The organism is Olsenella sp. SW781, from assembly GCF_012027725.1.
Taxonomy (GTDB): Bacteria; Actinomycetota; Coriobacteriia; order Coriobacteriales; family Atopobiaceae; genus Thermophilibacter.
Genome location: NZ_SJOU01000002.1, coordinates 47,042 through 59,620 on the forward strand (window position 1 = coordinate 47,042; position 12,579 = coordinate 59,620).

The window sequence follows — 12,579 nt, forward strand, 5'->3', positions numbered from 1 at the left end:
CCGTCGGGTGCGGCTGGGTGCTGCAACGTACAATTTCGCAGGAGGGGGGTGAGGGGATGCCGGGTTCGTATCTTGAGCACGCGCTCGACTACATTGAGCGCCATCTTGCTGAGGCACCAACGACCGAGGAGGTCGCCCGGGCGACCGGTGTCACCGCCGAGCAGCTTCGCGCGGCATTTCTGCTGATTGCCGGCATGGCGCCATCGCGCTACATCCGCGAGCGGCGCCTCTCCGCGGCGGCCTCCGATCTCATGGCCGGTGGCTCCGTCACCGAGGTTGCGTTTCGCTATGGCTATGATTCGGTCGAGGGCTTCTCTCGAGCGTTTCGCTCTTGGTGCGGCACACTTCCTTCGGACGTCGCACAGCTTGGTTCGCACATGCGCTCACCTCTACATATTGCGGTTGACGTAAAGGGAGGTCATCTCATGGAGTATCGAATCGTCGAGAAGGGCGAGTTTCGCCTTGCTGGCGTCGTGGCGCGTGTGCCGATGCAGTTCGAGGGCGAGAACCCCGCGATCGCGGAGCTTGCGCTCAGCATCACGGAGGCGCAGCGCGCCGAGATGCACCGCCTGATGGACACGGAGCCGCGTCGTGTGGTGAACGCCTCTTGGAACTCGGACACCAACTTTCAGGAGGAAGCGGGCGAGCTCACGCATCTCATCGGCGTGCCGACCATGGCACATGAGGCGGGGGAGAACCTCGCGCTCGTGGAGGTGCCGGCGCTCACCTGGGCGGTCTTCCCCAATGACGGTCCCCATCCGGAGACCATGCAGCAGACGACTGCCCGCATCTATGCCGAGTGGCTCGCCGAGGTACCCTACGAGCTTGACGGATTCCGCATGCTCTCGTTCAGCGACGTCCGCGACGACGGCACCGCCTACAGCGAGATCTGGGTGCCGGTACACTGCAAAGCGTGACACTGTCCTTCTCGCCCACCCGCTGCGGCCAACCTCGCCGAGACAGAGAAACGGCACAGAATCGGCCTCTCGGAGGGGCTATTCTGTGCCGTTTCTCTGTCTCGGCGGTTTTGGCGAGAAGGACGTGCGGTCGAGAAGGTCATGCGGCCGACCAACGCATCTACCTGCGGCGCGCAACCGGTGGGTGCCCTCTGGTTGCCGCAAAATCGGACAAATTGCTTACCGTCGGTTGGTAGAATTGCGCCGTGCGCGCCTGCAGACTATGAGGTGCCGGCAGACAGAGCACATCCCGACGAAGGGCAGACCATGAGCTTTCGCGACAACCTTCAGCACCTGCGCGCAGAGCGCAACATGACCCAGGAGCAGCTGGCCATGCTGCTCGGCGTCTCCCGCCAGAGCGTCACCAAGTGGGAGGCCGAATCTTTCACTATTAAGGTGAATTCGAGAGTTTCCGCAGCTTGAGACACGTGAGACAATCGCAGGGGCTTGACGGCGTTAGCGCTTGCGAGTAGAATAATCAATGAGCGGCGTATAGGGGGCAGCGGCTTCCGTCGGGCTATTAGCGACGCGAAGTGGCCAGCGCATAATCGTCGCGCGCGCCTAACCCGAAAGGGGCACGAAAAAGAATCGGCGCGTCTCGGTCAACGAATCAAGCCAAGAAGCACCCCACCGAGGAGTCCAGCGCAGACCCGAGCGGCCTGTGCGCTACTCCTCGGAGGCTTTTATGGCTACCCTCGAACCGCTTTCCACCAAACCCCAACTGAGCATGAGCGAGGCGACGACCCTCGGTTACGCGTCGCGTGCGACGCTGAACCGCTGGATTGAGCGTCGGCTCGTGCGCACTGCCCTCGTGAAGGGCCAGCGCCTGATGCTCACGGAAGACCTTGAGCGCGTGCGCTCGCTGCGCGCCGAAGGCAAGGTGCCGGCACCGAACATCGACGCCGAAATCGACAAGATTGCGACGACTGCCGCCGCCATGCTGCCTGTCATGACCGATGCGCAGAAGAGCCGCCTCTCGGCCATTCTGGCTCAGTGCGCCTAGGCGGTGACGCTCATGTCTGACGACGAGAAGCGCCTGCCGGGGGTGCTCCCGGAAATGGAGGGGACCGCCCCCGCGCCTGCCAGCGCTCCCGGGACGGCCACAGCCCAAAACACCTTGTTTACCTCGAATAATACCACGGATTCGAGCGCTGATTGGCGACGAGTTAGCCTCGTGAGCAACATCGAGGGGGAGTACACCGACAACCCCAGGAGCCGTCGGGACGGCTACATCGACGAGTTCATGCGGCGACTGGTCGCGTTCACTGGGGTCAGCACGGGCAGCTTTGAGCACGGTTGCCCCATGTTGGACGCCCCCGACGCGGCGTGGCCGCTGATCGTGGGCGGGCTTATGGACTTCTGCGTGCGCGGGCAGGAGGACCCCGCCACCCGCGCCGAGTTCATGGACCTCTTCGACCTCTTCGCGAACCGCGTGTGCGTCGTGCGCGACATCATCAAGCTGACCAAGGATAACAAGAAGGTACCGTGCAGCGTGACGGTCGCCGAGGGCTACGTCCCCCTCTACAACCGTGAGCACGCGACTGAGGGCACCGGCCTGAGCCGTGCCCCGGCCGACGCCGTGGCCTACGCGATGGCGGTCTACGACGCCGAGTTCTATGAGGCCAAGGGCTTCCGTCAGGTCGTCGTCAAGGGCAGCGATGACATCGCCGAGTACTCACCGACCTGCAACGATGACGACACGGCCCCCTACGCCGTCAAGACGCATCGTGAGCTTGAAAGGCAGTTCCACCATTGGGGCCGTCACCTCGGCCAGCGTCAGCTCAAGCGCTACCTCGAGCACCTCCGAGACCTGCTCCCCGAGGTGGACTTCACCGAGGAGCTGGACGCGATGGAGTGCCCCATCGGCAACGGCATGCTCCGCCGCGACTTCTCCGGCGGGGAGGTCACGCTGCACGTGCGCCCCTACACTGCGGACGACTACCGTTTGGGCAAGTACGCAGGACTCCGCTTCGACACCGACGCGAACGGCGAGGTCATCCCCCCGGAGGAGCCCGTCTACCGCCGCGACGGCTTCCCGGACTGGAGGCCGGGCGAGTGGCTGCGCGACGTCATGGCCGACGAGGACGGCCGCAGGGTGCTCCGCGCGGTGCTCGTGCTGTTCCTGTTCCCGGCGGTGAACATCGAGAAGGCAGTCGTGTTCTACTCGCCGGGCCGCAGCGGCAAGGGCACCTACCTCGCCATGATGCGCGCCATGGTGGGCCCGAAGCAGTTCCAGCAGCGGTATCTCGCGAGCGTGGGCCTTGAGAAGATGGGGCAGGAGTACTACCTCGCGCGCCTCGTGGGCAAGGTCGCGAACCTCGTGGACGAGACCGAGGTAACCTACCTAAAGAAGATGGCCGACGCCAAGAAGGTGCTCGGCGGCGACGTGGTGACGGGCCGCGACCCCTACGGCAAGGCGCGCGAGTTCATCGCCAAGATGCTGCACGTCATCTGCATCAACTCCGACCTGAGCATCGCCGAGCAGACCGACGCCATCTTCGGGCGCTTCCTGTTCGTCGTCTTCCGAGAGTGCTTCCTCGACCGCCCCGGCGGCATCGACCGGCGCATCAAGGAGGACTTCATGCAAAGGCCCCAGACGCTCAGGTGGTTCGCCTACGACGCAATCGCGAACACCCCCTACTTCGAGACGTCGTCATACCTCGACGAGAACTCCTACGTCATCTCGTCGAACGAGGAGAACTGGGCGGAGTCGAACCCGACGATGCGCGCATGGCGGCTCCTGCGCGAGGAGGTAGAGACCTCCGGCGAGGACGGCCCGGCCAAGTGGGCGGGCGTGCGTGCCATGCCGGTCTGCGTCGCCCACGCGCTCATGTCCTCCGCCAAGGAGCGCTACGAGGGCGAGGCCGGGAAGCTCCCGCGCCAGAACGGCCGCACGTTCCGCAGCACGCTCGAGCGCGCCGCCAAGGCCGACGGGTTCGTGCTCGTGCGCAACAAGGACGGCACCCCCAAGCAGTTCCCTATGGCCGAATGGTGGGTCGAGGACGACATGAAGCCGCTCATGGACGCGCTGGGGGACGAGGGGCTGCGCAGCTGGGTGCGGGCCCATGCCAAGGCGCGCCCGCGCGCATGGCTCGTGCGTCGGGATGCGTGGGAACGCTATCTCCACGGCCGCACGTCGCTGAAATCGCAGGACATCGGCGCAGTGGAGGACAAGGCTGCGCTGCATGTCATCGAGGACGCGGGCATGGACGCCGGAGCCGCCCGCGAGGCGCTCGATTCGTTCGAGCGCGACTTGGGTCATATTGACATTCGAATCGAGCCGGACGACGAGGAGGCCTTCTCGGATGACGAGTTGGGGCCGTCGGAGTGGTTCCCGTCGGAGCGGTTCGACAGAGCTCTCCGCGAGAGGTACGGCCGCCTTAAGGGCGAGGCCGTCGTCGCGAGCCGCGCGCCGGGCGGCTACGAGCTCTGGCTGAATCCGTGGGCGGCCACCTTCGACGACCGCAACCCTACCGGCAACCCGCATTTCTCGTTCCCGGTCCCGTCGGGGGCGTCGCCGCGCGACGAGCTGGAGCACGTGACGCTCGCGCCCGTCGTCGAGCGCCACGTCGAGCGGGATGCCTCGTGGGAGGAGGTCGCGGGCGTCATCGAGGGCGCGGTTCGCGAGGCGCGCGAGGGCGAGGTCCGCGTCTGCGTGACCGCACCGACCGGCGTGGCCGCGCTGCCCAGTTTCGGTGAGTGGATCAAGCTGCCGACCCGCTACACCTCGTGGCTCGTGCGGCCTGTCTCGCCGCCTGTCGGGGGCTCCTCGTGAGCCCGGCGGCGCGGCCGCGCGACGGCCCCGGCGGGGCCGAGCCAAGACTACCGATAGGGCATTGGAAGGAGATTGATATGTGCAAGGAGAAGTGCGCGGGCGGCGACGGTCTGGCGGCGCTCGTGGAGCGCACGGCGGTCGTCGAGCTGTTGCGCGAGGACCCGTGGATTGGGGCCTCGGCGCTCTCGGTGCTCGCGCGAGTGGCGGGCCCCGACGGGCTCCCACCATGCGATGACGAGTCGCTAGGGGTGGCCCTGCGGGAGGCGACCGTTGCGCAGCTCGTGGGCGCGTGCGCGTCGCTGCCGACCGGCGACAAGACGACGCTGGCGCGGGCGCTCGGCCGCATCGCCGAGGCGCGTGCTGCGAATGAAATGAACGACTAGAGGGAGTGATTGCAGTGAGCAAGAGAGCCAAGACGAGCGCCGAGATTCAGGCCGAGCTGTCGAAGCTGGACGAGGAGCGCAAGGCCGTCCGCCGCGCGCTCGACGTGGCCAAGCGGCGCGAGGCCGCCGAGGCCGCAGCTGCCAAGGCCGAGGCGGACGCCCGTCTCGCCGCGCGGCTCCTCGGAGTCGTCCGGAAGTCCCTCGGGGACGACGCGGGCGACGACGTGCTGACCGCTGCCGTGGAGGCCCTTCTGGGCCTCACGGTCAGCGGTCTGCCCGCGCCCGAGTGGGCCCTGACGCAGGCGCGCAAGCGCCTCGGCAGCGGCCCCGAGGGCGCGTAGCGAGCGCCGCAGCCATGGAGCGGATCGCGGCGGCAGCCGCTTCCGCGACATGGGCGGCGCGAGCGGGGGTGGGCGCCCCTGCGGCGGGGGGGGGCGCAGCCCCCTCCCGAGAGCAGCACCGCAGCCCCACCCGGAGGGTGGGGCGTAGGTGCAAGCCCCACCCTGCTTCCGCAGGGGGGTGGCTTGACCGGGCGCAGCCCGGCAAGAGTGGCGCCTCATGGGCGACGACCAAGCGCCCGACGAGGCACAGACGAGGAAGGGAGAGTGGGCCGGATGGCAAGCGCGCAGTGGAAAAAGGCCAAGGGACGCAGTGCGGCGAAGGCGTGGCTCCGCCACAACGACAAGGGGCACCGCGCCGACAAGGCCGTGACGCACGAGAATCCGGACATCCAGCCGGAGCTGAGCCACCTCAACTTCGAGGTGGGCGCGACGGCGGGCCTTACGCTCAAGGAGAAGTGCGCGCGGCTCGATGCCGTGCTCGACAAGTACGGGTTCGACGACGCTACGGGCAAGGGCACCGTCAACGAACGCGTAGCGATGGTCTCGCGCTGCGCCTACCCTCCCAAGGCGCTCGTGGAAGCGGCGCGCGACCCGGAGACTGGCAAGTGTTACGTCCACGCGCCGGGCTCCACGCCGAGCGCCGAGCTGCTTGCTGCCGAGGCGAGGCTCGCCGAGTGGTTCGAGGCGTTTGCTAAGCTTTGCGAGGACGAGGACGGCGAGGAGGCGGTCATCGCTGCTTATGTCGATGTTGACGAGCAGCACGAGTACATCGACGAGAACGGCCTTACGGTCATGTCCGCGCCGCACCTGCACCTCTACGAGGCCCCGGTCTGCGAGGGCCCGGTGGAGCTGCCGCGCGAGGTCGTCTTCGAGACCGTCAGGGACGCCGACGGCGCGACCGTCTGGGCCAAGAACGACGACGGCATGCCCAAGCTCGACGAGCTGCGCCGCCCCGTGCCCGAGTACGTGCTCGACGGCGACGGCAACCGCGTCCCCGAGCGCGGCCGCGACGGCAAGATCAAGCGTCGCCGCGTCTTCGAGGAGCGCGTCGTCTACGATACGATGAAGGACGCCGACGGCAACGAGGTGCCAAAGCTCGACGCCGAGGGCAAGCCCGCCCCCAAGCTCTACCGCTCCGGCAAAAAAAGGGGGCAGGTCGTCACCGAGCGCGTGACCGAGCGCCACCTCAAGGGTCGCGACTTCTGCGACCGCTCGCGCATCGTGAGGCTCAACAACGCCGCACATGAGATGACGAAGGAGCGCTTCAAGTGCGACTGGAACGAGCACGAGCCGGGCACCTACGAGCGCCAGAAGGGCCGCGCGGGCAAGACCAACGAGCAGCTTAAGAAGGACTCGCTTGCGCGTCTCGACGCCAAGGAGCTCGCCAGGGCCGAGGCGGAAATCTCGGCCAACGTCGCGGCGTCTGAGGCGACGCTCTACGACGCCCAGGCAGTGCTGTGGGACGCGCAGGCCGCCGCGCACGAGTCGGCTGTCGAGTCCGTGCTTGAAGACGAGATTGCGCGCGGCCTCGTGACGCGTGAAACGCGTCACGCCAAGGCCGAGGCCGAGGCGGCGAAGACCGAGGCCAAAGTTGCAAAGGCGGAGGCGGCGACCGCCAAGCGGGAGGCCGCCGAGGCCGTGCGCGAGCGCGACGCCTACGCGGGCGAGAGCTACCGCACCAAGGACGGTCGCACCGTTCTCGGCACCAAGGGCCTCAAGGCCGAGAACGAGAGGCTGCGCGCCGAGGGCGAGCGGATCGCCGAGGCGAACGCCGGGCGCTCCGCCGCCCTCGACGAGCGCGAGCGGGCCCTCAGGGCCGGAGAGGACAAGCTCGCCGAGGACCGCGCCGAGGTCTCAAGGCTCCTCGACGGCGACGACCGCACGGCGACCGTCGAGGACTACCTCCCGGCCGAGTACCACGCGACGAACGATTTTTATCTGCGCAACAGCCTCCGTTACACGGCGGAAATCACGCTCCAGAACGAGACCATGGCAAACGGAGGCGAGCCCCCAATCATTCACGCGCCGGGGCTCCGCGAGACGGTCAAGCGGGCCGAGGAGGCGCGACAAGGCTACGAGGCCGCCGCCGAGGAGGCCCGCCGCGAGCGCGACGCCCTGCGCGACTTCCGCGAGGACATGGTCCATCTGCTTGAGGGCCTGTGCGGGTCGGTCAAGCGCAGGCAGATGGACAACGACCGCAAGGGCCGCAAGGCCACGGCGACGTTCTTCAAGGCCGTTCACGGCATGTTCGTCGAAGTGCTCAAGACGCTCGACGACGCGCATGTGCCCGAGGCACCGACGCTCGACCGCGCGGCGTGGGACGACGCCCTGAGCGCCGCCGAGGCTGAGCAGGCCCGCGCCGACCAGCGCACGCGCGTAATCGCAGCGGCCCGCGTTCCCGCGCCCGGCATCCCGCGCGAGACGCCGGGCTGGGGGACGCCGAGGACGCCGAAGCCGAGCGGCTGGGACGGCCCGAGCATGTAGGACGGGCCGCGTCTGGCGCCCCCTGCGGGCGCTGGCGCGGCGTCGGCCCGTCCCCGCGTCCGGGAGCGCCCCGGGGGCGCTTCGAGACCGTCAGGGCGCGCCAAACCCCTCGAATCAAAACGGCGAAACGAGCGACGGGGGCACAGCCTCGTCGCACACCCTCCCCCTAGGGGCCAGTTCGGGGCCGATGCCGCACCTCTCGGCGTCACCGGCCCCGGATTGGCCCCCTTGCTTGCTCCCGCTAGGCCCCATTCATTGGCGCTTTAGCGCCCAATCAAGGGCCGACCCTTGAGCGTGGAAACCACCCTGCACAGGTTTGCACAGAAACCTGTGCAGATGTTTTCGCAGTTAAACGCCATAATCTTGGAGCTTGCACAGGTTTGGCTCCCGTTTTGAAACTCGTCACACCATGCACACAATTGAAGTCGCGGCCGTTCGCTGGCCGTTCAAACGCCAATGATTGGCCTTCTCGTGCGACAATGGATAGGCACCATGAGAGGAGTCCGATGCCCCTTCAATCCATCGAGATATGCGCCGGCGCGGGAGGCCAGGCCCTCGGCCTCGAACAGGCCGGCTTCGAGCACGTGGCGCTCGTCGAAATTGAGACGCTTGCATGAGACGCGTCACGCCCTCTGATAAAACCTTCATTTACTGCTGGAAATGAGACGCTCAGAGGATTTGCTCGTATCGAACCAAACTCGGTTTGGTAAACTACAAGCACGGTTCCGTTTTAGGGAATGGAGTGGATATGGGCAATCCGGATGGCGGCTTCATTAACGAACGTACTGGCGCCTATGTTTCTCCCGAACGCGCACACCAGCATGTTGGCGAAGAGCATGCGTTTGACGGCTATGAGAAAGCACGGAGCAGGTCGACGGGCAACTTCTACATGCGTGAAACTGGGTCGGGCGCTCCTTCCTCAGTTAATTCCGCCCTTGAAGCCCTCGAGAATATTGAGCGTACCAGATCTTTGATGCGCATGACGTCTATGCCTGGCATTCTTGGTTATGATGGACGTTCAGCTTAGAGAGTACCTCTGTTCCCTTGCACGACAGGAGGGCTTCTCTGTCGAATCTTGTGATGAGTTTGTCTTATCGTTCAACTTCGAGGGAGACTATGTTCAGATAAAATGGATTAATACTGAGACGTTTCCTTTCGAGATTCCCGAGTTTCAGCTTGTCGGCAATTTCCCCGACAAGCTTATTGGGATTCCTCATGTGTCTCCAGACGGACGAGTTTGTGTTTTATAATTACACATATCGTTGATGTTGAAAAATTAGAAATCATAATCAAAAACTCTGAAAAACAAACTTTTTAATTTTGAAAAGGAAGGATATTAAATGAAACACTTACCTAAAAGTACACCTACGGAAATATTGAATGACCCATACGGATTTACTTACAAAGAAATGTCGGAAGTAATTGGAGAGGATAAAGCAAGAGCCTTATATACGGAATTATATAAACAGCCATTTCACAAAAAAATCTATCAATATCAACAAAAAAAGTCTATAAAAGTAGCGATACTGAAAAGTATGTTTATGAATTGAAAGACAACAGGTATATCGAAACGGTTTTTATTAAACGGCGAGATGGTGGGACTGTTTGCGTAAGTACGCAAGTTGGTTGTTCTGTTGGCTGTATTTTTTGTGAGTCCGGACGCAATGGTTTTGTTCGTAATCTAACACCGTCTGAAATTGTGCAGCAGGTCATATTGATACGTCAAAAAGTAAATCGTATCGTTTTTATGGGAATGGGAGAACCTTTATTCAATTACGACAACTTGATTGCAGCAATCCATATTCTTCGAGATAGAAATGGACTTAACTTTCCAACCGACGGCATTACCGTATCAACAGTTGGTCCAGTTAATCAATTAAAAAAATTGCGCGAAGAACATCTAAAAATTCAGTTGACAATATCTTTACATGCAGCAACACAGGCTGCGAGAAACTGTATCATTCCTCATATGCACATGTACGCTATTGAAGATGTTGTTAAGCAAGCATTGTCCTATTCACAAAGGCATAATCGAAAAGTGGTATTTGCGTATTTACTTTTACCAGGTATAAATGACCGTTCCTCAGATATAAGGCAACTTGCAAAATGGTTTAAGGGCAAAAATGTTATGATTAACGTGCTGCAATACAACCCGACGAGTAATTCAAAAATTAGAGCACCACAAAAACAAGAAATGGTTGCGTTCAAACATCAATTAGAGCAAACAGGACTTGAAGTTACCATGAGAGTTTCTCATGGTAGAGAGATTAAAGCAGCTTGTGGACAATTAGCTAATACATATAATAAAGCCAAAAAACAACAAAAATAATTTAATTAAAAGAGCCAGACGCACAGACGCAGAGCCGATAATATGCAGTTTGAAATACTGCTGTTATCGGCTCTTTTTTGATTTTAATTTGTGCCCCCAATAACCATATTGGAGCAAAATCAGAACTGTTGCTTGTCGTTCTTTGATTTCCGCAGCAGCTTTGAAAAATCAAAGCCGCCGTTTCTTTTTATTTTTGATAAAACCACCGCTCGAGTCGATCCATGTGATCCCGCAGGTGCATTCTGCCAAGTTCTCATCAGACTTCGGGAATTATTGCATTCAGGCGTTGACGGGATAAACAAGAGCGACTATTTCGATGAGTTCACCGCATATTGGAGTTATAACAGTAGCTTTAAGGGCATCTTTTTTTCATGCGCTAATGTCAGCGATGAATTCAAAGAACTCGTGGTAGCTCCAAGCGATATTCCAAAGGGATGGCTTATCGCCGACTCTAAAGAAGCCGCCGAACGATATGTTGGCAGTTCATTAGATGACGCCATGATCAAAGCATGTATCTATGTTCCTTTAGATCAGGAATTGCGATATCCGTTTCCAGATGGTCGAGCTGAGTGGATTGACGTCATATCCTCTTCCTGCCCCTGTGGCAACCAGCTCCGAAGTGCCCTCAGAAAGGCTGGACGCAATCCTTTGGTAGTATTGTTCTCACAACCTGCCAAAAACGGAAGGGTCCTTGCTGCGCTTGTATTTAATTTTGAGGCATTCAATTCTAAAGCAGCCCTTCAGAAAGGTTTGTTTGAACTGAGATATCTGGATGACGAAATGACAGATTCTGAGTTCAATGCGAAGCTGCGATCATTAAGCAGGACAATCAAGCCTGGTCAGCTCGCGAGAGCTCATGTCGAGGATCTGCGCGGCAGTAGACTTCTGAACAGGGGCGGCGTCGGTCGAATGCTCGACTTTGATTCCGTGCTAATGTTGGGATGTGGGTCGCTAGGTTCGGTCGCTGCCGATGCCTTTGCTAGATTGGGAGTGAAAAGCCTCACTTTAGTTGATAATGATTTCATAATGCCGGAAAATGTCGCGCGTCATATCTGTGGCCTGGATAATGTGATGATCAATAAGGCGGTTGCCACGAGAAACCGCATCCGCTTGTTAGCCCCGTGGTGTGAGTGCGTGCCTCAAGCGCAGGATATTCACCTTTATCTTGATTCTCTCACCGATTCATCCCCAAAACCCGGGTTAGTTGTAGTGGCGACCGGTTCGCTATCTACAGAGCTGCATGCCTTTAAAATATGGAGGGACCTCTACCCGGATACTCCAATCATGGCAATATGGATGGAACCATATGGGGTTGCGGCTCATGCACTTTTGCTGAACTCCCCAACCGCGCTCGATAAGTTAGCACTTAATGACAATGCTGAATTCGATGGAGGAATTGTTATTAATGCTAACGAGCTCTCGAAGCGTGAGTCGGGATGTGCTTCAACATTTGTTCCCTATGCAGGTTCTGACGTGTTAATTTTCGTTAATACGCTACTCAGCGTTATTCCGAATTGCATAAATTCATGCGATGGATACCGCTTCGATTGGTTCGGAAAACTATCAGTCTCCCATAATTATCCAGTGTTGCTTCGTGATGGGGCGCTCGAGCATCACGATTATTCTTTCGAGATAGTGAGGCTGTGATTTGATTCAGATTTCACTCGATGAAAGATTCTCTCTTTCTATTGCCTCAGAAGCGATAAACAGGTTGCAGGATTATCTTAAAGATGCAGGTTTTAATAGCGAATCCGGAGGGATTCTGCTCGGCTGCCAACAGGAAAATTCGCTTGATTGTTTCATTCTAGACTTCACACTTCCAAATCCTGAGGACGACGCAGGTCCATATTACTTCGTGAGAAAAGCTCGACCCGCAGAAAAATTAATTGAACGCATCTGGCATAAGAGTAATGGGAAAATCAATTATATTGGCGAATGGCATACACACAATGAGGATAGGCCAACCCCTTCGTCAACCGATATGGCTCTTTTGCGTCAAGCTGCAACGTCGGGCGCCAGTCCGTACGGCTTTGTTTTTTTAATTATTATTGGGAATAATCGAGAGGCGTTCTTAGCTTTTACACGCACTGGCGAACGTGTAGAAAAAATCAAATCAACCTATTTTTGCTGCTAATATATCCCGCGTTTTGCCCGAGCTTCTAATTCAGATACAGATTTGATTGAATGACTATCTCATCTAGTAACACTTGTGGATAAAACTCTGCTGCCGCTGCATATCCCCTCGTCAGTTCATATGCCGGTGATATTGTTTTCGTGTATTGCTTTTCGGATTGTCAACCGATTTGTGCGT

12 protein-coding genes are annotated in these 12,579 nt (G+C 59.6%); all 12 read left to right on the forward strand.

Annotated elements, in window-relative coordinates:
• The first annotated feature begins 56 nt into the window (after positions 1-56).
• Complete coding sequence (locus tag E0L17_RS01345) at positions 57-917, forward strand: AraC family transcriptional regulator (RefSeq protein WP_167929502.1); 861 nt, start codon at positions 57-59, stop codon at positions 915-917.
• Positions 918-1,223: 306 nt separating this feature from the next.
• Positions 1,224-1,379, forward strand: a complete 156-nt coding sequence (locus E0L17_RS01350) for a helix-turn-helix transcriptional regulator (protein ID WP_286163201.1) — start codon at positions 1,224-1,226, stop codon at positions 1,377-1,379.
• A gap of 262 nt (positions 1,380-1,641) precedes the next feature.
• Complete coding sequence (locus E0L17_RS01355) at positions 1,642-1,959, forward strand: hypothetical protein (protein WP_167929503.1); 318 nt, start codon at positions 1,642-1,644, stop codon at positions 1,957-1,959.
• 171 nt (positions 1,960-2,130) lie between these two features.
• Positions 2,131-4,731: a hypothetical protein gene (locus E0L17_RS01360; protein ID WP_167929504.1), complete on the forward strand. Its 2,601-nt coding sequence runs from the start codon at positions 2,131-2,133 to the stop codon at positions 4,729-4,731.
• Between the two features lie 77 nt (positions 4,732-4,808).
• Complete coding sequence (locus E0L17_RS01365; protein ID WP_167929505.1) at positions 4,809-5,114, forward strand: hypothetical protein; 306 nt, start codon at positions 4,809-4,811, stop codon at positions 5,112-5,114.
• A 14-nt stretch (positions 5,115-5,128) separates the two neighbouring features.
• A complete protein-coding gene (locus tag E0L17_RS01370) occupies positions 5,129-5,455 on the forward strand; it encodes a hypothetical protein (RefSeq protein ID WP_167929506.1) in 327 nt (108 codons plus the stop codon).
• Between the two features lie 273 nt (positions 5,456-5,728).
• A complete protein-coding gene (locus E0L17_RS01375) occupies positions 5,729-7,939 on the forward strand; it encodes a plasmid recombination protein (protein WP_167929507.1) in 2,211 nt (736 codons plus the stop codon).
• A gap of 506 nt (positions 7,940-8,445) precedes the next feature.
• Positions 8,446-8,556: a DNA cytosine methyltransferase gene (locus E0L17_RS01380; RefSeq protein WP_206108947.1), complete on the forward strand. Its 111-nt coding sequence runs from the start codon at positions 8,446-8,448 to the stop codon at positions 8,554-8,556.
• A 131-nt stretch (positions 8,557-8,687) separates the two neighbouring features.
• The gene (locus E0L17_RS01385) at positions 8,688-8,966 is read left to right on the forward strand and encodes a hypothetical protein (RefSeq protein WP_167929508.1); all 279 of its coding nucleotides are present in this window, start codon (positions 8,688-8,690) and stop codon (positions 8,964-8,966) included.
• Between the two features lie 519 nt (positions 8,967-9,485).
• Entirely contained in the window at positions 9,486-10,268 is a 783-nt protein-coding gene (locus E0L17_RS01395; RefSeq protein ID WP_431996090.1) for a radical SAM protein, read from the forward strand.
• Positions 10,269-10,400: 132 nt separating this feature from the next.
• Complete coding sequence (locus tag E0L17_RS01400; RefSeq protein ID WP_167929509.1) at positions 10,401-11,915, forward strand: ThiF family adenylyltransferase; 1,515 nt, start codon at positions 10,401-10,403, stop codon at positions 11,913-11,915.
• A gap of 1 nt (position 11,916) precedes the next feature.
• Entirely contained in the window at positions 11,917-12,402 is a 486-nt protein-coding gene (locus E0L17_RS01405; protein ID WP_167929510.1) for a Mov34/MPN/PAD-1 family protein, read from the forward strand.
• Positions 12,403-12,579: the final 177 nt, after the last annotated feature.

Coding starts and splice junctions, on each gene's coding strand:
- E0L17_RS01385 (WP_167929508.1), top strand. CDS start 8,688: ATGGGCAATCCGGATGGCGGCTTCATTAACGAACGTACTGGCGCCTAT.
- E0L17_RS01365 (WP_167929505.1), top strand. CDS start 4,809: ATGTGCAAGGAGAAGTGCGCGGGCGGCGACGGTCTGGCGGCGCTCGTG.
- E0L17_RS01350 (WP_286163201.1), top strand. CDS start 1,224: ATGAGCTTTCGCGACAACCTTCAGCACCTGCGCGCAGAGCGCAACATG.
- E0L17_RS01345 (WP_167929502.1), top strand. CDS start 57: ATGCCGGGTTCGTATCTTGAGCACGCGCTCGACTACATTGAGCGCCAT.
- E0L17_RS01380 (WP_206108947.1), top strand. CDS start 8,446: ATGCCCCTTCAATCCATCGAGATATGCGCCGGCGCGGGAGGCCAGGCC.
- E0L17_RS01355 (WP_167929503.1), top strand. CDS start 1,642: ATGGCTACCCTCGAACCGCTTTCCACCAAACCCCAACTGAGCATGAGC.
- E0L17_RS01375 (WP_167929507.1), top strand. CDS start 5,729: ATGGCAAGCGCGCAGTGGAAAAAGGCCAAGGGACGCAGTGCGGCGAAG.